At 59.2% G+C, this 20,082-nt stretch carries 22 protein-coding genes; 2 read left to right on the forward strand and 20 right to left on the reverse strand.

Translation table 11 applies throughout. The features are described from left to right. Window positions 1-23: 23 nt before the first annotated feature. The 20 genes from PVA48_RS04775 to PVA48_RS04870 form a co-directional block, all read right to left on the reverse strand. Window positions 24-1,184 (reverse strand): DUF2135 domain-containing protein, encoded by a 1,161-nt coding sequence (locus tag PVA48_RS04775; RefSeq protein WP_423232320.1) that lies wholly within the window; start codon window positions 1,182-1,184, stop codon window positions 24-26. Window positions 1,185-1,324: 140 nt separating this feature from the next. Then, complete coding sequence (locus tag PVA48_RS04780; RefSeq protein ID WP_423232321.1) at window positions 1,325-2,224, reverse strand: tetratricopeptide repeat protein; 900 nt, start codon at window positions 2,222-2,224, stop codon at window positions 1,325-1,327. Beyond that, the gene (locus PVA48_RS04785; RefSeq protein WP_423232322.1) at window positions 2,218-3,738 is read right to left on the reverse strand and encodes a VIT and vWA domain-containing protein; all 1,521 of its coding nucleotides are present in this window, start codon (window positions 3,736-3,738) and stop codon (window positions 2,218-2,220) included. The genes PVA48_RS04780 and PVA48_RS04785 overlap by 7 nt, the downstream gene beginning before the upstream one ends. A gap of 1 nt (window position 3,739) precedes the next feature. After that, window positions 3,740-4,273, reverse strand: coding sequence for a hypothetical protein (locus PVA48_RS04790; RefSeq protein WP_423232323.1), 534 nt, complete (start codon window positions 4,271-4,273; stop codon window positions 3,740-3,742). Beyond that, the gene (locus tag PVA48_RS04795; protein WP_423232324.1) at window positions 4,267-5,181 is read right to left on the reverse strand and encodes a hypothetical protein; all 915 of its coding nucleotides are present in this window, start codon (window positions 5,179-5,181) and stop codon (window positions 4,267-4,269) included. The genes PVA48_RS04790 and PVA48_RS04795 overlap by 7 nt, the downstream gene beginning before the upstream one ends. Before the next feature lie 101 nt (window positions 5,182-5,282). Further along, window positions 5,283-7,370: a polyphosphate kinase 1 gene (gene ppk1, locus PVA48_RS04800; RefSeq protein ID WP_046434442.1), complete on the reverse strand. Its 2,088-nt coding sequence runs from the start codon at window positions 7,368-7,370 to the stop codon at window positions 5,283-5,285. Window positions 7,371-7,405: 35 nt separating this feature from the next. Then, complete coding sequence (locus PVA48_RS04805) at window positions 7,406-8,968, reverse strand: HD domain-containing protein (protein WP_102721107.1); 1,563 nt, start codon at window positions 8,966-8,968, stop codon at window positions 7,406-7,408. Between the two features lie 159 nt (window positions 8,969-9,127). After that, entirely contained in the window at window positions 9,128-9,904 is a 777-nt protein-coding gene (locus tag PVA48_RS04810) for an acyltransferase family protein (protein WP_423232325.1), read from the reverse strand. Continuing rightward, a complete protein-coding gene (locus tag PVA48_RS04815) occupies window positions 9,877-10,200 on the reverse strand; it encodes a hypothetical protein (protein WP_423232326.1) in 324 nt (107 codons plus the stop codon). The genes PVA48_RS04810 and PVA48_RS04815 overlap by 28 nt, the downstream gene beginning before the upstream one ends. A gap of 18 nt (window positions 10,201-10,218) precedes the next feature. Next, on the reverse strand, window positions 10,219-11,016 hold the full coding sequence (map, locus tag PVA48_RS04820; protein WP_022396882.1) for a type I methionyl aminopeptidase: 798 nt from the start codon (window positions 11,014-11,016) through the stop codon (window positions 10,219-10,221). A gap of 13 nt (window positions 11,017-11,029) precedes the next feature. Then, a complete protein-coding gene (locus PVA48_RS04825; RefSeq protein ID WP_022396881.1) occupies window positions 11,030-11,680 on the reverse strand; it encodes an adenylate kinase family protein in 651 nt (216 codons plus the stop codon). A gap of 32 nt (window positions 11,681-11,712) precedes the next feature. Then, a complete protein-coding gene (secY, locus tag PVA48_RS04830) occupies window positions 11,713-13,191 on the reverse strand; it encodes a preprotein translocase subunit SecY (RefSeq protein WP_022396880.1) in 1,479 nt (492 codons plus the stop codon). 164 nt (window positions 13,192-13,355) lie between these two features. Next, the gene (gene rplO, locus PVA48_RS04835; protein ID WP_022396878.1) at window positions 13,356-13,814 is read right to left on the reverse strand and encodes a 50S ribosomal protein L15; all 459 of its coding nucleotides are present in this window, start codon (window positions 13,812-13,814) and stop codon (window positions 13,356-13,358) included. Between the two features lie 62 nt (window positions 13,815-13,876). Beyond that, complete coding sequence (gene rpsE, locus PVA48_RS04840; protein ID WP_102721104.1) at window positions 13,877-14,548, reverse strand: 30S ribosomal protein S5; 672 nt, start codon at window positions 14,546-14,548, stop codon at window positions 13,877-13,879. A gap of 16 nt (window positions 14,549-14,564) precedes the next feature. Continuing rightward, window positions 14,565-14,927 carry a 50S ribosomal protein L18 gene (gene rplR / locus PVA48_RS04845; RefSeq protein ID WP_102728585.1) on the reverse strand — a complete coding sequence of 121 codons (363 nt, stop codon included), beginning with the start codon at window positions 14,925-14,927 and terminating at the stop codon, window positions 14,565-14,567. A 35-nt stretch (window positions 14,928-14,962) separates the two neighbouring features. Continuing rightward, window positions 14,963-15,502: a 50S ribosomal protein L6 gene (gene rplF / locus PVA48_RS04850; RefSeq protein ID WP_102721103.1), complete on the reverse strand. Its 540-nt coding sequence runs from the start codon at window positions 15,500-15,502 to the stop codon at window positions 14,963-14,965. A 21-nt stretch (window positions 15,503-15,523) separates the two neighbouring features. Continuing rightward, window positions 15,524-15,925: a 30S ribosomal protein S8 gene (gene rpsH / locus PVA48_RS04855; RefSeq protein ID WP_022396874.1), complete on the reverse strand. Its 402-nt coding sequence runs from the start codon at window positions 15,923-15,925 to the stop codon at window positions 15,524-15,526. A 12-nt stretch (window positions 15,926-15,937) separates the two neighbouring features. Further along, on the reverse strand, window positions 15,938-16,519 hold the full coding sequence (rplE, locus tag PVA48_RS04860) for a 50S ribosomal protein L5 (protein ID WP_102728584.1): 582 nt from the start codon (window positions 16,517-16,519) through the stop codon (window positions 15,938-15,940). A 65-nt stretch (window positions 16,520-16,584) separates the two neighbouring features. Continuing rightward, entirely contained in the window at window positions 16,585-16,812 is a 228-nt protein-coding gene (rplX, locus tag PVA48_RS04865; RefSeq protein WP_022396872.1) for a 50S ribosomal protein L24, read from the reverse strand. A gap of 210 nt (window positions 16,813-17,022) precedes the next feature. Beyond that, window positions 17,023-17,895, reverse strand: coding sequence for an NAD(+)/NADH kinase (locus tag PVA48_RS04870; protein WP_180971546.1), 873 nt, complete (start codon window positions 17,893-17,895; stop codon window positions 17,023-17,025). 151 nt (window positions 17,896-18,046) lie between these two features. On the opposite strand from PVA48_RS04870, the gene PVA48_RS04875 reads away from it, so the two are divergent. Both PVA48_RS04875 and PVA48_RS04880 read left to right on the forward strand, forming a co-directional pair. Next, a complete protein-coding gene (locus tag PVA48_RS04875) occupies window positions 18,047-18,550 on the forward strand; it encodes a septal ring lytic transglycosylase RlpA family protein (RefSeq protein WP_102721102.1) in 504 nt (167 codons plus the stop codon). A gap of 39 nt (window positions 18,551-18,589) precedes the next feature. After that, window positions 18,590-20,047, forward strand: coding sequence for a bifunctional metallophosphatase/5'-nucleotidase (locus PVA48_RS04880; protein WP_215451308.1), 1,458 nt, complete (start codon window positions 18,590-18,592; stop codon window positions 20,045-20,047). Window positions 20,048-20,082 lie beyond the last annotated feature (35 nt).

A 20,082-nucleotide genomic window follows, 5' to 3' on the forward strand; every position in this document is an offset into this window, starting at 1 on the left:
TCGAGAAGAGCCGCAGTCTCCAATCACTCCGGCAGTTTGATGATTTCCCCCGTTTTAGGTTCCCGGTCTTTCAGAACCGGATTCAGGCGGATAATTTCCCCGGCGCGCTTTCCGTCCTTCAACCGGCTTTCAGCGATGGACGCCCGGGTTTCCCCGGCCTTCACCTGGTAATCCCGAGCTCCTTCTGCCGGGCACGCCTGTACGTACGCCACTTTTCCCACATCCACCACCTGGTCCCGGCCATTCAGGCGGAATACCAGCGTTTTCCGCTTTTCCTGCGGACGGCCGTAATCCGTGTACACTTCCGCGTACAGGGTAACGGGAGCCAGCATTTTCTGCGACCGGGTGCCGTAATAATGCGTCTGGACCAGATAGGGACCGGGAAGAGCCTTGCGCACCAGGTATTCTTCCGGCCCGTAGCCCTGCGTCACGTCACGGGACAAATGGCCGCCATGAGTGGTCAGCCGATGGGAGTAATAGCATTTTTCTCCGGTGATGTCCGTGACCCAAAGGTCCATGTCAGACGCATCTGTGTCCCAGTTGATGACCACGCGCAAATCAGCCTCCACCGGCTGGAGAAAGGCAGGGTTCAGCCCCCCGGTATCCAGCTTCACTCCCGCCGCCCTGCTCCGGGAAACAAGCCGGTTCAGTTCCACCAGCACAATCTGCTCCACGCCGGTGAAGCGGCGGGGCATCGGGCGTTCCAGCACCTCCCGGTACATGTCGAACGCCTTTTGGGATTCCCCCAGTTCATCCAGCACCAGCGCCAGATCCCGGTAGGACTGGGGTTCTTCCGGAAACAGCGTTTTTACGGTTTCAAAAATGAACCTGGCTTGCCGGAGTTCTCCCATGTAACGCAGCTTGTAGCCCAGCATGCGCAGCAGGGAACGGTTTTCCAGTTCCAGCTCCGCCAGGTTGGACAGAATCTGGACAGCCAGCGCCTTGTCCCCCTTCCCGGCAAACCAGTCAGAGCAGTCCATGTAAAAACCGGGGCTGTCCCCATACTTTTCCTTGAGTTTCATATAGACCGCAAAAGGGCGGTCAGCCGCATCCAGAGCCGCCAGATACGGAGCCTTGGAGTCCCACGCCTTCACGTTCATGACGGGGGAAGAACCGGCATCCTGTTCCCGCGCCTTTAGTCCATTTAATGTTTCTCCCCCTCCCAGGAACAGGGACCCTACCACCTCTTGATTTTCCGGAGCGGAATTCTCGTTCTCCAGCAGATCCGGGGAGGCGGAGTCCGGAGAACTCCCGGCTTCTGCACTAAAACTTCCGGACGCCCTGATGACAGCACCGGAATCTCCGGATATATTGTTACCTTGAACTATAACAGGCGCCGGAGCGGATTCCCCCAATTTTCATCCTCCGGAGAGGATCCGGCCGGACGCTCCCAGAGAGAATCCACTTCCGCCAGCATGGCGCTCCTTCTTTCATCATAAGCGGCGGAGTAATAGGCAGTTTTTCTGCGGGCCACAGTCTCCGCACCCCTTCTTGCCGAAACATTTTCCGGAGCCTTTTCCAATATCCTGTTAAACAGGGAAAGGGCCTTATCGTAATCCCCAAGGTCATAAAAGCCGTAGGCCAGGCGGAGGCTTCCCGCTATGTCCGCAGGCTCCCTGTCCAGTTCTCTGTTCAAGTTTGCTCTTGCCTCAGCCAGCTCCCTGTCACGGGCAGCGTTTTCCCCAGAGGCTTTTTCAGCCTGTGCTTCTTTTTCCCGGAGGCGCCTTTCCATGACCGTGACGCCCTTCAAGGCCGTCCGGTTATTACGCTCATCCTTCAATACTTTCCGGTAGATTTCCAGCGCCTCCCGGTCATTGCCCCGGCACGTATGAATCAAGGCCTGTTTCAACCGGTCATCTTTCAAGACGCTTTCCATCTCTTCCGGATTGAAAAATTCCTTTGCGTACCATTTCTGCATTTCTTTCCAGGAAGCAAGGCACGCTTTCAAGCGGTTTAATCTTGCGGTCTCTTCAGCCATGTCCTCCTTCCGTTCGCGTTTCAGCATCCTCTTGTCATATTCCGCCCGCAATTCTGAAGCGGAAGCGGGAGGACGCACACCATATTTCAGGTATTGCTCCAGGGAGTCCAGCACCAGCAGAGAGGTACCGGGCGTCACGATTCCATATTCCATTCCCAGGTTCCCCACAGCTTCATCCCTAACGGCAGAGGGTGGACGGCAGAGAAGTTCCTGGAGCCTTGCCTGGGCATACAAGGCCCTCAGCATGGTTCCGGGCGTCCCCCGGAGGCATCAGCCGCCACGGGAATTTCCACTCCGGCAACCTCCACCGTCCCGCGGTAGGAACCCGGCTCCAGTTCCGCCAGCAAAAGGACGGAATCCGATGGCATTCCAGGAATTTCATACCTTGAAAACGTCCTCCAGGGCATATTCCCCCTGTCAATAATGTAACGGATGGAAATTTCCCCCCTGACGAGGCGCTCCATCGCCTGCTCCGCCGTTTGACTGGCCAGGTCGATCACAGGAATGCCCATCCGGATGAACGTATTCGCATCCTTGCGCGGTGTCACCATCAGGGCGAAGGTTTTAGCGGAGCTAGTCCCCCGCTTTTCCGGCACGGGGCTGAAATTGATAAATCCATCACTGACAACCAGGCAGTCCGACGCCCCGGAACAAGCGCTCAGCTTTTCCCGAACAGCGCTCCAGTCACACGTGGCCCCGTCATAGTCCAGAGCCAGCAGTTCGCGGGCCAGCTCGTCCAGATTGTCCGGAGCGACCTCGAACGTTTTTGAAGGCATGATCCGGTCCCGGAAAACAGTCAGGTTGATGCGGGTTTGCCGCCCCTGCGTTCTGCCGCAAGCAAGATATCGTTTCAGAAAATCCAGGAATTTCCGGACATCCGCTCCTTTCATGGAACCGGAAGCGTCCCAAAGCAGCTCTATCGTGGGCGCGGCTTCCACGCCGCTCTTTCCGTCCGTCCGCTCAGGCCGGGGAATAATCACGGCGGCATAGTCCCTGCCGTCAAAGGACTCCACAAATACCTTCGCTCTCCCCGCATCTTTTCCCTGCGCACGCGGCAGGGAGATGAACAGGTCTTCCGTCAGGGACAGACCCTTCCATTCCTTTTCCGCCAGGAAGGCGCTGCACCAATCCTTGAATTCCACGTTGTCCAGCGGGGAGGAAACGACAACGGGCTTCCGGCCGGCGAACACTTCCACCCTCAGCTTGAGGGAATCCAGTTTCTCCTTGAAATTCATCGGAAGCTGCAGGGACGGCGCTCCTGCGGCATCCACGGGAAGAACCGTGGAATAGCGCAGCCGCACAGTGCGGGTTCCTCCCGCAGGAATGGGATATACGCGCGTCTTGAACATGTTGCCGCCGGACCATTCCACCAGTCCGGGATCAACCTGTTTGCGCACCTCTTCTTCAAACGCCACGCGCGCCTTTTGCCTGGGTACCGGCACGCCATCCACCATGCGGCCGTTGATGTCCAGCGCATACCCCTGTACGATGGCTCCAGCCGGGAGAGGGTACACCAATTCCCCTTCCATCACACGCGTGTTGGGGTTGTGAAAAACCAGCGTCACTTCCGTTTCCGCCAGGAAATCCATCACGCGAGACTTGATTTCCGCCCGGGAAATGGAAACGGGGCTCTCATCCGCGCGGCATTCCACTTTCATGGAAGGAGGAGGGAGAACAACGGAACGCAAGGAAGCCGTCTGGGCCAGAGAAACGCAGCAGGCAAGAATGCACAGGCAGAGAGAATATGTAAATTTCATCATTCTAGGGGGGGTGGGGAGAGATGGAAAAAGGCGGGCTTTCCCATCTCCCTCCCTTCCTACCACAAGGCACAGTCCAGGGCAAACTATTTGTTGTAAACGGCTCCCGCATGATTGCCCGCAAAAGGGCCAATCCCCCGGGAGGAAAGGAATCTGCCCTTCCCCGTTCAAAAGTGGAACCTGACGGCGGCAAACCAGGTCCATCCGCTGAAGCACCTGGCGCCTTCCGGCGCTCCGCTGGTCGTCGTATATTCCCCCCTGCCATCAATTTCAGCATGTCCGGGTCTTCCGGGAAAAAATAATAATTCAGGCCGAAGTAAAAGGAGTTCATCGTGCTGACCCATTTGGGATAGGTGGTCACCGCGGGAACATAGCGGGCGTACATTTTCACGGCGTCCCGCCCATGGGAGAGCTGGTAGCGGAACACGCCTTCCAGATGCGGGGAAAACCTGTAGGAAGGCAATACCGCCAGGCCGTAAACATTCTCTCCCAGAGAGGTCCCCACCACGCGGAAGCCGGACATGAGTTCCGTCACCATGGAAAATTTCCCCGGGACATGACCCAGTCCACCGCCGCCACATCCCGGGCGCCAAGCCCGGAGTAATAGGAATCCTCCGGCAGGGAGCGCCCCGCGTAATGGGTGAAGTTGTGGGCATACGTCAGCCAGACGCGGCTTTTCTCCCCCGGCAGAAAGCCGCGGGCGTCCAGATGGACGGAGGCCTTGGCAAAGGCATTGTCCGCCGTATTAAACCTGATTTCATGCGCCAGGCTGTCGCTGGTGTCGTTCAGGAAGACGGAAGCCTCCCACCCCACGGGCACGTCCTGCCGCGGGTTTTCCAGCACAACGCCCCAACTGGAGATGGTCCCGAGCTGGTTGACCAGGTCGGACCGTTCCAGGGTCTTGAGTTCACTGGCCGTCTCCCGGAATTCCGCCGTCATCTTGGAGGTGATTTTCCCGACGCGCGCAAAGAAGGAGGGATTGACCTTGTATTTCAGGTAGAGTTCAAAGATGCTCCAGTCCGTCTTCGTTCTTCTCCAGCGGCCATCCTCCACCTTGTACATGCCGTCCAGCTCCCCCATGTTGGTCAAACTGTGCAGCGTCAGGCGGTTTTTGAAGAAAACGGCTTCAAACCCTATCTGGAGCCTCCGCCATTCGTTTTCCCTGCCATGAGAGCCCTTGCGGAACCGGTTGGCTCCGGAAGGGGAGACCTGAGCCCCCTGGTACTGCCCCGTCAGCAGCAGCTTGAACTGGTTCAGGAACTCCGCGTCCTTGTTGTCATAGAGATAGGGCATCTTCTTCAGACGGGAGTACAAGCCATCCTCCGCCGGATGGGAAGGAGCCCTTACGGAGGCTCCGGGGCCCGCAGGCCCGGACGCCTGCCATGCCGAACCTTCCGCCCATACAGAGCCGTACCCCCCAGCCAGCGCGATCAGGAAAAACAGCATACGCGGGCAAACATGTCTCATGAAAAGACATGTTCCGGACCGCTACGTGTTGAAGGTATGCCGGAGGATGCCACGCATGCGGCCCAATGCTCCGGACCGGGTTAATGCGGCGTGTGGGGCTCCAGCATCTGCTGGCGTTCCCGTTCCTTGTCCTTGGCCAAGCGGCGGGCCTCCTTGGTCAGGTACTGCTGCAAACGGAAGGCTTTCTGGCCCTTTTTCCGAACGACGTGCTCGGAAGTGCCGTCAGGCAAAATATTGCAGGCCTGCACGTTGTCCCTGAAACAGGCGTCCAGGATGGATTTGAGGCGGCGCGCCAGCTTCCCGTTGGTGACGGGCACCATGAGCTCCACCCTCTTGTCCAGATTGCGGGTCATCCAGTCCGCGCTGGCAATGAAGAGCTGGTGGTTGCCGCCGTGGTGGAAGAAGAAGATGCGCGCGTGCTCCAGATAGCGGTCCACAATGCTGACCACGCGGATCACCTTGCCGTTGGGCCGGGGGCCCGTTTTCAGGCAGCAGATGCCGCGCACGTTCAGTTCAATGTCCACCCCGGCGTCCGCGGCCCTGTACAGGGCGTCAATGATTTCCACATCCTGAAGGCTGTTCATCTTGGCGGAGATGCGGGCCGGTTCCCCCTGCCGTGCGCGCTCCGCCTCCCCTTCAATGAGTTCAATGAGGCGAGCCTTCATCAGCACCGGCGAGGGGTACAGCTTGCGGAAGCGCATGAGCTTGGTGCGTCCCGTTACGGAGTTGAAGAACTGGGAGGCATCCGCCCCCAATTGGTCGTCACAGGTGAGGTAGGAGATGTCCGTGTAAATCTTGGCGGTTGTTTCATTGTAGTTCCCCGTGCCGAAGTGGCAGTAACGCCGCAGCATGCCCTGCTCCCGGCGCACCACCAGGCATATCTTGGCATGGGTTTTCAGGCCCTTGACGCCGTAGACCACCTGCACGCCGGAACGCTGCAGTTCCTCCGCCTTTTCCAGGTTGCGGGCTTCGTCAAACCGGGCTTTCAGTTCCACCAGCGCCGTCACTTGCTTGCCGCTTTCCGCCGCCTTTTTCAAGGCGGCTACGATGCGGGAGTTTTTGGCGGTCCGGTACAGGACCTGCTTGATGGCGATGACGTCCGGGTCTTCCGCGGCTTCCTCCACCAGGCGCAGGACGGGTTCAAAGCTTTCATAGGGATGGTTGAGCAGGATGTCTCCGTTGGCGATGTTTTCAAAGATGCTGACGGCAGGGTCCACGGAGGGTGACGGCTGCGGGGACCATTGCTCCACTTTCAATTGGTCATTGCCGGGGGCAAAGGCCATTTCCATGAAGTCGGAAAGCATCAGGGGGCCCTTGAGGTCATACGTTTCCTCCTTCCCCGCGCCGACGATCTGCATGATCCTGTCATGCAGGGGGACGGGAGCGGAGGATTCTATTTCCAGCCTCACGCATTCGGAGAATTTGCGGGCCACCAGCACTTCCTCCATTTCATCCGCCAGGTCCAGGGCGTCCTCCTCCTGCACGGCAATGTCCCCATTGCGCGTGACGCGGAATACCGCGGCGGAGAGAACGGTTTCACCGGGGAAAACGGTGCCGATGCATTCCCGGACCAGGTCCTCCAGCATCACGTAGCGTTCCGTTTCCGCGGAAGGGACGGGCACGCGCCGCGGCAGGCCGTCCGGCAGGGCCACCACGCTGGCGCGGACCTCCCCGGTTTCATTGTCCCGCAGTTCCACGCCCATCAGCAGCTTGAGGGACGGCAGCGCGGGAGCCTCCGGCGCATCCATGTCCAGCGGCGTCAGCAGCGGGAATATCTGGTTGTTGAAGTATTGCTCCAGCGTCAGCTTCTGGGAAGTGCTGAGGTCCTCCATGGCCAGCGGATTGATGCCGTTGATTTCCATCCACGGCAGGATTTCTTCATGAAACAGGCGGTACTGGTCCTCAATCATGCGGCCCACGCGGGTGCGGATGTCCTTGAGCTGGCGGGTTGGGGTCAGCCCGGAAATGTCCTTCACGCGGGAGCCGGAATGCCGCAGCATCTGGAGGCCGCCCACGCGCACCATGAAGAACTCGTCCAGGTTGGAGGCGGTAATAGCCAGGAACTTCAGGCGTTCCAGCAGGGGAAGGTCCGTTCTCACGGCCTGGTCCAGCACGCGCTGGTTGAATTCCAGCCAGGAGAGCTCTCTGTTGATGTATTCGTTAGACATGGAGAAAATAAGGGATGGAAGTTTCTTGAATCAGCCTACCGCTGGGGCACCAGCACGACGTCATAACCGAAGATGTCCGCAAACAGGTCGCCCTTCAGCCGCAGCGCCAGGTCTTCCACGGCGGTTTCACGCACGCCCTGGAGCTCCAGCTCCAGCATCCGGCCCCGGATGCGCGCCCGGACGCCGTTCACGCGCTGGGCATGGCCGCGTTCCAGGGCGTCCGCCACGCGCAGGATGGCAGCCATCTTGGCTACGCGCATGCGGTCCGTCAGCTCCAGCTCCCCGTACATGGGGTCGGAATTGGCGGGCACCTCATGCCGATGGTAGCGGGCCAACAGGGCGATCGTTTCCACGTCGTCCCGGGAAAGGCCGAAGATTTCACTGTTCAGGATGATGTACTGGGAATGGAGCTGGTGGTCCTGCTGGCTGATGAAAGACCCCACCTCATGCAGGATGGAGGCCACCTCCAGCAGCAGCCGGTCGTGCTCGGAAAGGCGGTGCAGGTCCTGGAGCTGGTCAAACATTTCCATGCACAGGCGCGCCACATGCTCGCGGTGCCCCTTGTCCGCCTTGTACCTGTCCGCCAGAATCCCGGCGAAGTGGAGCACCTCCGCCTCCAGGTCCCCCGGATGCTGTTCCGCCCGGATCAGGCTGCTTGAGAATTCCTCGTCATAGCCGCTTCCGGGGATGATCACGTCATTCAGGTTCAGGCTGCGGGCAATCATCTCCGTCATCAGCACGGCGGGCAGAAGGGAATCCACCCCGGCAAAGTCCGCCCCGTAAACGTTCATGCGCTGCTCCAGGGTGGTGCGGGACATCCGTTCCGCTTCCGCCACCAAGGCGGAACACGCCACCTTGCCTTCCGGCGTGGGGTCCAGGCGGTCACGGAGCTGCTGCATCTCCTGGCCGATGACGATGAGCCCAGCGAGGCCCTTGACGCCGCCGTAATCCAGGCAAATCTGGTCCACCTGCCCGCGCATGTGCTCCCGTAGCAGGGAAAGTTCCGCCACATCGTCCCCGTATTCTATTTCTCCGACGGCCTCGCCCGTGCGGTGCGTCCCCAGCCGGTAGCAGGAATAGCGCACGATGCGCCCCTTTTGGAACAGGAGCACGCGGGTATTGCCCGGCCCCGTATGGACCACGAGCACCTTTTTCTTGCTGAATCCCGGGTATTGCGCCAGCGTTTCCTGCACCTTCACGTAAATGAGGCGCGTCATCTTGCCGTCGTCAATCCGGCGTCCCCGCAGGCCGTGGGCCACGTGCATGCGGTTGACGAACACGTCCACATTGTCCGCCTCGGAAATGATGTTGGAGATCATGAGCCGGACGGAAAGCCTGCTGCCGGTTCCGTATTCCTTGAGAATTTCCAGATAGTCTCCGATGATTTGCACGCAACGGTCCATGGTATGCCGGGAAATGCGGTGGAAACGGAAGATGTCCCGCGCCATGGGCACGGGCTGCTGGAGGAAGTCCAGCAGGCGAATCCTGTCCTGAACCACCTCAGCCACCATCAGGCTCATGGAGCTCGGCCCCAGGTAGATCACCGCCTGCGTTGATAATTCCGAATCCTGAACCTGCTCGCCTTGAATCATTGCCATACCATGTATTGTTTCCCAGCCGTGGAGCAAGAATGGCGGCGTGACAAAAGCGCCATCCCCGCCCGTTCCAGCAAGGGGCAGAATAAGGAATTTGCCTTTTGACGGCAAGAGATAAGCGCGGCTCCTTTTCCGGTCCGGAGGAACGGCCCTGCAGGGCGGCTATTTCCCGTAGGCTCCCAGCAGGGGAACCAGGCGCGGGGCAAACCTTTTCATGCAGAAGAAGAGCCCCGCCAGCACGGCGAAGATGACCGGAACCAGGCAGAGCCACAGGACGTCCCAGGCCTCCCCCTTCCACGTAATCCAGCCGCTTTCACGCAGCAGGATGATGACGATGTAGTGCGTGCCGAAGATGAAGAAGCACGCCGGGGCCAGCCCCGCCACCCATCTGGCCGCGCGCGGAAACCATTCCGTGAACAGAATGGCCAGGGACATCAGCCCCAGCATTCCCAGCGCAATAAGCATGGAGTTGTGCTGGTCCCGGTGGCCCACCAGCCACCAAGTGAGCGCGAGCGTGGCAAGCAGGAACGGCACCGCATACCGTCGCACGGATTCCGTCAGGAACGGAAGGGAGTAACGGGATACGTACATCCCCACCAGGAAAAAGCCCAGGCTGTTGGCGATAGGATAGTCATGATCCGCCAGGTCCAGCGCAAAGTAGTTCAGGGAGAGCATGATGATTCCCACCCAGAGCATGTAGTTCCCCATGCGGTACAGGAGGGGCGCTACAGCGGTATAAATGATGATGTCGCGCAGAAACCACATGGGGGCGTCCACCGGGTGCCCGGCAATGCCCAGGCAGCGGCCGAACGCCGCGAGGGCGGACCAGAAGCCGCTGCCCGCCTCCCCCTTCAGCCATGCATACATGGGCTGGTAGGAGGCGTAGTATTCATGAAGGGGGGACCAGCCGATCAGAACGGCCGCCGCCAGCCCCCACACCAGGTACGGGCGGAGAAGAAACCAGCTCCGCTTCCACAGGAAAAAGCTCCCCCGTCCAGCGGACCGAACGAACCGCGCCCCACAAAGTAACCCGCCGCCAGCAGGAAAAAGGGAGTGCGCGCCGCCAGAAATTCCGCCCATATCCACCGGTAGAGCTCCGCCGAATAGAAGGCCATGTGGTTTGCAATAATCAGGATGCAGGCAATCACACGGGCCACATCCACCCACACCATCCGGTGCGTGGCCGTCCTCTCCAGAATTACGGGAGCGGGAATCTGGGCGTCCGGCGGCGTCATTCCCTTGCGGGGCTGGAGTTACAAAGGGGCGATGCCGAGCTGCTCCGGCAACGCGATGCGGGGGCGCTCCGTCACAATCAGGGGAGCCCCGTCCGTCACGATGACCGTGTGTTCAAAGTGGGCGGATGGCTTGCCGTCCGCCGTGACGACCGTCCAGCCGTCATCCAGAATCTTGACGGAAGGCCTGCCGGCGTTCACCATCGGTTCGATAGCCAGCGCCATGCCCTTTTTCAGGCGCGGAAGCTTGTAATGGGGGCGGTAGTTGGGAACCTGGGGCTCTTCATGCAGATGGCGGCCTATGCCATGGCCTACAAAGTCCCTGACCACGGTGTACCCGCGGGGACGCACAAAGCCCTCCACAGCCGCGCAGACGTCCGCCAGCAGCGCGCCGGGCCTCACCAGTTCAATGGCACGGAACAGGGATTCCTCCGTCACGGCCAGCAGGCGCAGCTTTTCCGGGTCCACCATGCCCACGGGCACGGTCATGGCGTTGTCTCCATGCCAGCCGTCCACAATGGCACCCACGTCCAGGCTCACGATGTCCCCGTTCTGGATGCGGCGCGGACCGCCGCTGCCGTGCACCACTTCCTCATTGATGGAAATGCAGAGCTGGCCGGGGAACCCGCGGTACTGGTAGAAGGAGTTGCCTACCTTGTGCTTCTTGAAGATTTCACGCGCGATGTCGTCTATTTCCCGCGTGGTGCGGCCCGCCTGGACCTCGGCTCCGATCTCCATCAAGATTTCCGCCGTTACAGCTCCGGCCTTTTGCATTTTGGCAACCTCGCCGGGAGACTTGATGTGGATTCGTTCTGCCATGGAATTCGTCTTTCTATTGCCGGTATTCTTCCAGCTTGCGGGCCAGGTCGCGGGAAACCTCGGCAGGTTCCCGTTCCTCGGTTACCGTCATTTTAACCACCAGGCCGCGGGCTTCGTAGTACCTGGCTACGGGCAGCGTCATGGCTTCAAAGTCTTTCCAGCGGCGGGCGAAGGCCTCCATGTTGTCATCCTTGCGGGAGACCATTTTGCCTCCGCATTTGGAGCATTCCTCTTCCGATGTCTGCACCACATGGCCGCACGTGGAGCATTCCCGGCGGTGCATGATGCGCTGTTCAATGAGTTCCCGGGCTACGTCCATCCAGACGACCACGTCCACGGAGGTTCCGCGCTGGGTCAGGAAATGGTCCAGGGCTTCCGCCTGCGCAACCGTGCGGGGATAGCCGTCCAGCAGCCATGCGTCATTGTCCATTTCCGAAAGCCAGCCGCGCACCATGTCGTTGACGATCTCGTCCGGAACCAGCATGGCCTTGTCCATATAGCCCAGGGCTTTCCGTCCCAGCTCCGTGCAGGATTCCACTTCCCGCCGCAGCAGGGAGCCGGTGCTCAGGGAGTTCAGGTTGAAAGTATCAGCCAGAAACCGGCCCTGGGTTCCTTTGCCGGATGCGGGAGGCCCAACCAGGATGAAATGCTTGAGATCCTTCATGTCTTTACTTTCGGAAGAGGGAATGGCGTTCCTTACTGCATGGCATTGTAGGCGATGGCACCAGCCAGCACCAGCAGGGCGATGACGACCCACATGACGGTGACCGTGCGGCTGCCTGCGGCGGCTCCGGTACCCTGGATGTGACCGTATTTGCCCTTGAGCTTGCCTTTTTTCAGGAAGCCATCGTAGTTGCGGGAGAGAAGAGTGGTTTCCACCTGGCGCATCATGTCAAGCAGCACGCCGACCAGAATCAGAAGGCTGGTGCCCCCGAAGAATTGGGTGACCAGGTAGGGGATGCTGCCCCCGATGTTCAGCAGGGAAGGCAGGAAGTAGATGAGGGTCAGGAATGCGGAACCGGCAAAGGTCAGCCTCTGCATGGTCTGGTCCAGGAAAAGGGCGGTGGGAGGTCCGGGGCGGATGCCGGGGATGTAGCCGCCGTTGCGCTTCAGGTCTTCCGCGATCTGGGAGGGCTGGAACATGGTAGCCACCCAGAAGTAGGAGAAGAAGAAGATCATGAGGCCGGAAATGATGTAGTAGCCGGAGGAAGCGGGGTTCATCCAGTCATTCATCTTGGTGGCGATCCACTGCAGCGTGGTGTTGTAGTGGGCGATCTGGGAGAAGAGCACCTGCGGAAGGGACAGGATGGCCGTGGCGAAGATGACGGGCATCACGCCGGAGTAGTTGAGCTTGAGCGGCAGGTACTGAGTGGCGCCGTTGAACATTTTATTGCCCATGACCCGTTTGGCGTATTGCACGGGTATGCGCCGCTGGGCCTGCGTTACCGTGACGACGAGCGCCACCACGATAATCAGGAAGGCGATCAGGGCCACGAGCAGCATGGCGCCCATCGGGACAACCGCGCCGTCCTTGTACACCAGCGTTTTCCAGGCCAGGGTCACCGCGCCCGGAAGGGCATGGATAATGTTGACGGAAATAATGAGGGAGACGCCGTTGCCGACGCCGCGCTCCGTAATCTGGTCGCCTATCCACATCAGGAACATGGTGCCCGCCACCATGATGAGCACCGTCATCAGGGCAAACTGCATGCCTGGGTCAATGACGAGCTGGCAGTCCGGAGGGATGTTGAGGCCCACGGCTTTCAAACGGTCCGGATGTTCCAATGTACCGACCAGGAACCAGCCCTGCACAATGGCGATGACGATGGCAATGGCGCGCGTCCATTTGGTCATCTTCTGGCGGCCTCCCTCTTCCCGCACCATCTTGGCCCACTGGGGAACCACCGCGGAAAGGAGCTGGGTCATGATGGAAGCGGAGATGTAGGGCATGATGCCCAGCGCAAAAATGCCGCACTGCTGCAGGCCGCCGCCGGAAAAGATGGTCAGCACGGTAGCCAGGCCCGCGCCGGGGCCGCTGGCATTCGCGGAGGCTTCAATCACTTTCTGCAGCTCCATGACGTCAATGCCCGGCAGGGGTATCTGTACCCCCAGGCGGACGACGACGATCATCGCCAGTGTGAACAAAATCCGGTGCCTGAGCTCCGGTACTTTCATGGAGTTTGCAAATGCGGATATCATGGTCCTGTAATATAGAAGTTGTCGCGCAGCTTGGCTTGCATGTCACGGCGGCTTGTACCCGGGGCATCCATGGGGACCGCAACAGTAAACACAATGATGCGAACCGGGTCAAGCTGCATGACCCGGTTCGCCAAATGTGATTAGGCTTCGCTGAGCACGGTGACGGTGCCACCGGCCTGAGTCACCTTTTCGCGGGCGCTGGCGCTCACGAAGTCCACGACTACGTTCAGGCTTTTGGTCAGGGTGCCGTTGCCGAGAAGTTTCACGGCGTCACAGGGACCTTGAACGAGCTTGGCTGCACGCAGGGTGTTTTCATCAACCGTAGCGCCGGCTTCAAACACGCGTTCGAGCTGGGAGAGGTTGACGATGAGGATTTTGTCCTGGAAGCGGGTGTTGTTGAACCCCTTCTTGGGCAGACGGCGGTGAAGGGGCATCTGGCCGCCTTCAAATCCCGGGCGGATGGAGCCGCCGGAACGGGCCTTCTGGCCCTTGTTGCCTTTGCCGCAGGTCTTGCCGAGACCGGAGCTTTCCCCGTTGCCGAGGCGCTTCCTGCGGTGCTTGGCTCCCGGATTGGGCTTAATCGTATGAAGCTGTAACATGTTATTTACAATGGTTGGATTTCGTGGAGGCGGCGGCACGGGGCGACCGCCTCCTGGTCAGATTAGATGGCCTTTTCCTTCTTCTTGCCGCGGTCGGCAAGAACCTGGTCGCTCGTGCGCAGGGAAGCGAGAGCCTGCAGGGTAGCCTTCACCACGTTGGCATGGTTGGAGGAACCGAGGGATTTGGCAACGATGTCACGCACGCCGGCTGCTTCCAGCACGGCACGGATGGTGTTGCCGGCAATGAGGCCGGTACCGGGGGAGGCGGGCTTCAGGAGCACCTTGCCGCCGCCGAATTCGGAGTAGACTTCATGCGGAATCGTGCCGTTGGCGATGGAGACCGGGCGAAGCTGGCGCTTGGCGGCTTCCGTAGCCTTGCGGATGGCGTCTGCCACTTCATTGGCCTTGCCGAAGCCGAAGCCTACGCGGCCTTCCATGTCGCCGCTCACGACGAGGGCGGAGAAGGAGAAGCGGCGGCCGCCCTTGACGACCTTGGCGCAACGGTTGATGAACACAACCTTTTCAGCGAGCTGGGGGCCTTCTTCCACGGGAGCTTCAGCCTGGGGGCCACGGCGTCCGTCACGGCGGGGACCACGGGGTCCGCGGCCATTCTGGCCGTCACGGCGGGGTCCGCGGGGACCGCGGAAGTCGCGGCCGCCCTGTGCGGGTTGCTGCGCTTGAGCGGGAGCGGCGGCTTCCGTAGCAGGAGCAGTGTTTTCCGTTTCGTTATTCATTTAGGGAATCTTTCAATTAGAATTTCAAACCAGTTTCGCGGGCGGCATCGGCCAGGGCCTTCACCTTGCCGCAGAACTTGAAGCCACCGCGGTCGAAGACGACTTCAGTGACATTGGCGGCCTTCGCACGTTCACCAATCAGGTTGCCTACCTTGGTGGCAGAGGCGCGGTTGGCGAGCTTGGAAGGATCGGCGATGGAGGCATCGGCCGTGGAAGCGGAGCAGATGGTCTTGCCCACCGTGTCGTCGATGATCTGGGCATAGACGTGACGGTTGGAGAAATAGACAGCCAGGCGGGGGCGGGAAGCCGTTCCGGAGAGCTTTCTGCGGATGCGGCGGCGAACCTTGGCGCGGATGGCTTTGCGATTGATAGTACTCATCGTGTATAAATATGTTGTAATAGTTATTACCTGAATTACTTACCGACGCTCTTGCCTTCCTTGCGGCGGATAACTTCACCGGCGAAGCGCACGCCCTTGCCCTTGTAGGGTTCCGGGGGATAGTACGCACGGACTTCAGCGGCAAACTGGCCTACGACCTGCTTGTCGATGCCTTCGACCGTCACTTTCGTGTTTTCGGTCACGGTCACCTTGAGGCCTTCGGGAATTACCTGGTTGATCGGATGGGACTTGCCCAGGTTCAGGTCCAGGATGTTGCCCTTCACGGCGGCGCGGAAACCGACGCCGACGATTTCAAGGTTTTTGACGAAGCCTTCGGAAACGCCGATGACCATGTTGTTCAACAGGGAACGGTTCGTGCCGTGCAGGGCGCGAAGCTGGCGGCTTTCGCCAGCGCGGTCAACGGAAAGCTGATTGCCTTCAACGGAGGCGGTGATGCCTTCCGGAAGCGTCCAGGAAAGCTTGCCTTTGGGGCCTTCCACCTGAACGGAAGAGCCGTTAACCTTTACCGTTACCTTGTCCGGCAATGTGATGGATTTTTTACCAACTCGGGACATATGTTTAGGAAATGTTAATGGTTACCATACAAGGGCGAGAAGTTCGCCGCCGATGCTCTGCTTGCGCGCCTGCGCACCGGTCATCACACCACGGGAGGTGGAGACGATGGCAATGCCAAGCCCACTGAGAACGCGGGGAATGTCCTCGGAAGAAACGTACTGGCGGCGGCCCGGCTTGGAGCTGCGCTTCACGTCGGTGACGACCGGCTTGCCCTGGGGGGTAAATTTGGTCTTCACCTTGATTTGCTTCTTGGTTCCTTCACCGGTCACTTCATAGTTCCAGATGTAGCCTTCTTCCTGCAGAATCCGGGCGATTTCCACCTTGATGTTGGAGCAGGGAGCGGTAAATTCCTCGTTGCCGGCCAGGCTGGCGTTTTTCAGGCGGGTGAGGAAGTCGGAAATGGGGTCACTTAATACGGCCATGGTAAGAAATAGTTAGGCGTTAGCGGTTTGAGTTTCTTCGGCCTTCTTCGGTTCACGCATGGGAACGCCCAGACCGCGAAGCAGGTCGCGGCCTTCATCGTCCGTAGGAGCGGAAGTCACGAAAATGATGTCGAAGCCGATCTGACGCTTGATCTGGTCAAGTTCGATTTCGGGGAAGATGGACTGGTCGGAGATACCGATGGCATAGTTCCCGTTGCCGTCAAAGGACTTGTAGGGAAGGCCGCGGAAGTCGCGGATGTTCGGAGCCGTCACGTTGATGAAGCGGTCCAGGAATTCCCACATGCGGGTGCCGCGCAGCGTTACGCGGGCTCCCAGAGGTTCGCCTTCACGCACCTTGAAGTTGGCCACGCTCTTGCGGGCGAAGGTGACGGACGGCTTTTGTCCGGTAATTTTAGCGATTTCATTGACGGCATCTTCCACGGCCTGTTTGCGGTCCGGGTGCTTGCCCATGCAGGAGGTGACAACGATCTTCTCCAGGCGGGGAATCTGATGCACGTTCTTGTATGCATGCTTCGCTTGAAGGCCGGGAACGACCTTTTCACGGTAGTATGTTTGCAGTGTTGGTGTACTCATTGTTTTAGCGGGTCAGCTCTTTATTAATGATTTATGTGGCTTAAGCGCAGGGTCAGGCCGGAGGCCTAGCCTACTTTTTTCACGTTGGAGATGTGAATCGGGCCGTTAATCTCCTGAATGCCGCCTTCCGGGTTCTGTTCCGTCGGGCGCACAGCCTTTTTCAGGGTGCGGACGCCTTCTACGATGACAGTACCTTTGGAAGCATTCACGGCGAGAACGGTGCCGCGCTTGCCCTTGTGGTTACGTCCGGCGATGATTTCTACTTCATCACCTTTTTTCACGTGGGTCTTCATATATGACTATTTCTTACGCGTTTATGCGATTAAGATCTACCACCCCCTTGGTGGTAGGGCAGGAAGAGTATTATAGGATAGGCCTTTTCGTCAAGCCCGCATCCTAAAAAAATCGTTTTACCGCCCCTGCGCCAATGTGGAACAATCAATGGAGAAGCGCCCCGGCCTGCAAAAGACACCGGGCCCGGTTTCCGAACCGCCGGAACGGTTTTATTCATCATCCGTAGGAATCTCCGCTCCCTGCCAGCGCAGCTTGGCCCTCAAGAGAGCGCCGAAGTTCTGTTTGCGGAGATGAACCAGGGAGAGGGTTTCCGGAGCTTTCCGGATCACGAGGCTTTCTCCCACTTCAATGGGATAGGCGGAACGGCCGTCCAGGGAATAAACCATGGAATCAAAGCGGCCGCGGCGCTCGCGGGGCCGCAGGCGTATGGTCATGGTGTCCGGAAGCACCACGGAACGGTTGGTCAGGCTGTGCGGGCAGATGGGGGTGACGCACACCACGCGGGACATGGGCCATACCAGCGGCCCTCCGGCGGAAAGGGAGTACGCCGTGGAGCCGGTGGGGGTGGAGACCAGAACGCCGTCCGCATGGTAGCGGTTCAGCAGTTCTCCGTCTATCTCGGCATCCAGGTCCACCATCTTGCCGGACTGGGCGCGGATGAGGGAGACTTCATTCAGCGCCAGCTTGCGGGGAGGGACTGCGACACCGTCCACGCCCATCCGGACCACCTCCAGCATGGAGCGCTCGTCCGTCAGGAAGGAACCCTCCTGGAGGGCGTACGCCAGCAGCGGCAGCTCCTGTACGGAACAGGTGGTCATGAATCCCAGGCGTCCCAGGTTCACGCCCGCCAGGGGCACGTGGTGCGCAGCCGCCAGAGAGGAGACGGTCAGCATGGTGCCGTCCCCGCCGAAGGTTACCAGCATGCTACACCGGACAATGGCCTGTTCCAGGGCATCCGGCGTCTCAATGACGCAGGACCCCAGCCCGTGGCGGGAAAGCTCGCGGCGCATGATGCGCAGCGCTTCCCCCAGTCCCGGTTTTTCCGCCAACGCGACCAGGCCGATTACCTTGGAAGGATTCATGCGGGCAAGCATACTGCATTTTCCCGCGCCGCTCAACTGGTAAACCACGGCAGGGGGAAAGATTCCTTCCGGGCATCCCTATCCATTAAATTTCAATTCCTGTTTCTTTTTTGTTATACAAGATTATAAACATGTGTTAAAGATAAAAAGCGTGAATTGGTCCCTCCCCGTCCTGCTGCTTTTTCTGATGCCGGGCTGTTCCACTACGGAGAAGTGCGGCCAGAAAACGGCCCCGGCCGTACAGGCGACAGAGGCGCATGTAAAAAATGCGCCCTACCGGGTGAGGGGGAAAAGATATACTCCCATGAGCGTCGCAGACGCCCTGCAATACAGTGAAACCGGCTATGCCTCCTGGTATGGCGGGAAAGGACGCAGCATGAAGACATCCTCCGGAGAGTACATCAATCCCCAGCGGTCCATGACGGCGGCCCACAAAACCCTGCCGATGCCGTGCAAGGTGAAAGTCACCTGCCTGGCCACGGGCAAATCAGCCGTCGTCAGGATCAACAACCGAGGCCCCTTTCACAGCAACCGCCTGATAGACCTGACCGCGTCCGCCGCAAGCCGCATCGGCCTGCACAGCCGCGGCGTATCCAAGGTCCGTCTGGAAGTCATTTCAGTGGGTGACGGCCCGTACGAGGTTTTCGCCCGTTAATCCCTTTTATCATTTCCCGTATCTCTACTTTCTCCATCCATGATTCCGCCCCGCATTCTCCTTGCCGGCCTGGCATGCCTGTGCCCGTTCACCCTGGCTCAGAAGCTCAAATCGGATCCCCACAAAACGCTGATCATCATTTCCACCAGCGATATGCACGGCAATCTGGAAAAATTCCCCAAACTGGCCACGCTGGTAAAACAGTACCGCGCCAAATACCCGCACGTGCTGCTGGTGGATTCCGGAGATTATTTCATGGGCAACCCCTATGTGGACGACTGGGAAAAACGGGGCGAACCCCTGACTGTCCTGATGAACAAGCTTAAGTACGACATCGTGACCATCGGGAACCATGACCTGGATTACGGGCAGGAAGCCCTGCGGGACCACATTAAGGGGATGCCCGGCACCAAGTTTGTCGTTACCAACGTCAATCCCTCCCCCACGCTGGAAAATTGTTTTTCCCCGTATGCCAGCATCCCCATCAAGGGCACGCCGATTTCCATAGGGTTCATCGGCCTGGTGGACCTACAGACCACGGACGTCCGCAGGATGAGCGGCATTTCATGGAAACTGCCGGATGAAGAGGATTACAAGGGCATCACGGACAGGTTCCGCCTGCACCATAACACCATCAATGTCATCCTCAGCCACCTGGGATACGACCACGATCTGAAAATGATGAAGTATTCTCCGAATATCGACGTCATTCTGGGTGGCCATACTCATGTGATGCTTCCGCACGGCCATCTCAGAACCGGAACGCTGCTCAGCTACACGGGCCACAGACTGAGCCATGCAGGCGTTACGGAAATCACCTTCTCCACGGAAAAACCCGCCTCCATCCTTTCCAAGTCCACGAAGGCCGTTTCCCTGGACGAAAGGATTCCCAGCGACCCGGAAGTAGAGAAGATTGTCCAGCAGTTCACCGGAAACCCGTTCTTCAACCAGCAGGTGGGCGTCGCCGGGGAGGATATCACGCACGTCACCGTAGGCACCTTTTTCTGCAAAGCCATCCAGCAGGCCTCCCATTCGGACATTGCCATTTACAACCGCGGCGGCGTACGGGCCAGAAGCCATCTCTGCAAGGGCCCCATCAAGATCAAGGATATTTATGAAATGGAGCCCTTCCGGGAAAAGGTCGTCACCTGCTCCATGAGCAAGGCGGACATTGAACAACTGATTCTGTCCAAATTCATGTCCCCGTCCGATGACGAAGGAGGCATTCTGGAAGTTTACTGCTCCGGCTTTTCCTACCAGATTATGGACGGCGTTACGCCAAGCATCACCAGCACCTTGAAAAACGGCGTCATTTACACTGTCGCGATGGGCGACTACCTGTGCAACAATTTCAAATTCCCTCAAAAGGGAAACGGCAAACCGACGGGAATAAGCGTCCGTTCAGCCCTGATTGAATATCTGAAACAAATCAAGGAGCTTTTCAATCCGCCGCCGCCCAAACTGCCCATCATCAAAGATACGACGTTCGCCCTGTAAGCGGCACGGGAACCGCATGCCGCAGGGCGGCGGGA

Origin of the sequence: Akkermansia sp. JRP_AM1 (genome assembly GCF_049262625.1) — a bacterium.
Taxonomy (GTDB): Bacteria; Verrucomicrobiota; Verrucomicrobiia; order Verrucomicrobiales; family Akkermansiaceae; genus Akkermansia; species Akkermansia massiliensis.

Excerpts from the sequence above, each read along its gene's own strand:
- PVA48_RS04780 (WP_423232321.1), bottom strand. The coding sequence starts at position 2,224 with ATGCTGAGGGCCTTGTATGCCCAGGCAAGGCTCCAGGAACTTCTCTGC.
- PVA48_RS04785 (WP_423232322.1), bottom strand. The coding sequence starts at position 3,738 with ATGATGAAATTTACATATTCTCTCTGCCTGTGCATTCTTGCCTGCTGC.
- PVA48_RS04790 (WP_423232323.1), bottom strand. The coding sequence starts at position 4,273 with ATGGTGACGGAACTCATGTCCGGCTTCCGCGTGGTGGGGACCTCTCTG.
- PVA48_RS04795 (WP_423232324.1), bottom strand. The coding sequence starts at position 5,181 with ATGCTGTTTTTCCTGATCGCGCTGGCTGGGGGGTACGGCTCTGTATGG.
- ppk1 (WP_046434442.1), bottom strand. The coding sequence starts at position 7,370 with ATGTCTAACGAATACATCAACAGAGAGCTCTCCTGGCTGGAATTCAAC.
- PVA48_RS04805 (WP_102721107.1), bottom strand. The coding sequence starts at position 8,968 with ATGGCAATGATTCAAGGCGAGCAGGTTCAGGATTCGGAATTATCAACG.
- PVA48_RS04815 (WP_423232326.1), bottom strand. The coding sequence starts at position 10,200 with ATGACGCCGCCGGACGCCCAGATTCCCGCTCCCGTAATTCTGGAGAGG.
- map (WP_022396882.1), bottom strand. The coding sequence starts at position 11,016 with ATGGCAGAACGAATCCACATCAAGTCTCCCGGCGAGGTTGCCAAAATG.
- PVA48_RS04825 (WP_022396881.1), bottom strand. The coding sequence starts at position 11,680 with ATGAAGGATCTCAAGCATTTCATCCTGGTTGGGCCTCCCGCATCCGGC.
- secY (WP_022396880.1), bottom strand. The coding sequence starts at position 13,191 with ATGAAAGTACCGGAGCTCAGGCACCGGATTTTGTTCACACTGGCGATG.
- rplO (WP_022396878.1), bottom strand. The coding sequence starts at position 13,814 with ATGTTACAGCTTCATACGATTAAGCCCAATCCGGGAGCCAAGCACCGC.
- rpsE (WP_102721104.1), bottom strand. The coding sequence starts at position 14,548 with ATGAATAACGAAACGGAAAACACTGCTCCTGCTACGGAAGCCGCCGCT.
- rplR (WP_102728585.1), bottom strand. The coding sequence starts at position 14,927 with ATGAGTACTATCAATCGCAAAGCCATCCGCGCCAAGGTTCGCCGCCGC.
- rplF (WP_102721103.1), bottom strand. The coding sequence starts at position 15,502 with ATGTCCCGAGTTGGTAAAAAATCCATCACATTGCCGGACAAGGTAACG.
- rpsH (WP_022396874.1), bottom strand. The coding sequence starts at position 15,925 with ATGGCCGTATTAAGTGACCCCATTTCCGACTTCCTCACCCGCCTGAAA.
- rplE (WP_102728584.1), bottom strand. The coding sequence starts at position 16,519 with ATGAGTACACCAACACTGCAAACATACTACCGTGAAAAGGTCGTTCCC.
- rplX (WP_022396872.1), bottom strand. The coding sequence starts at position 16,812 with ATGAAGACCCACGTGAAAAAAGGTGATGAAGTAGAAATCATCGCCGGA.
- PVA48_RS04870 (WP_180971546.1), bottom strand. The coding sequence starts at position 17,895 with ATGAATCCTTCCAAGGTAATCGGCCTGGTCGCGTTGGCGGAAAAACCG.
- PVA48_RS04880 (WP_215451308.1), top strand. The coding sequence starts at position 18,590 with ATGATTCCGCCCCGCATTCTCCTTGCCGGCCTGGCATGCCTGTGCCCG.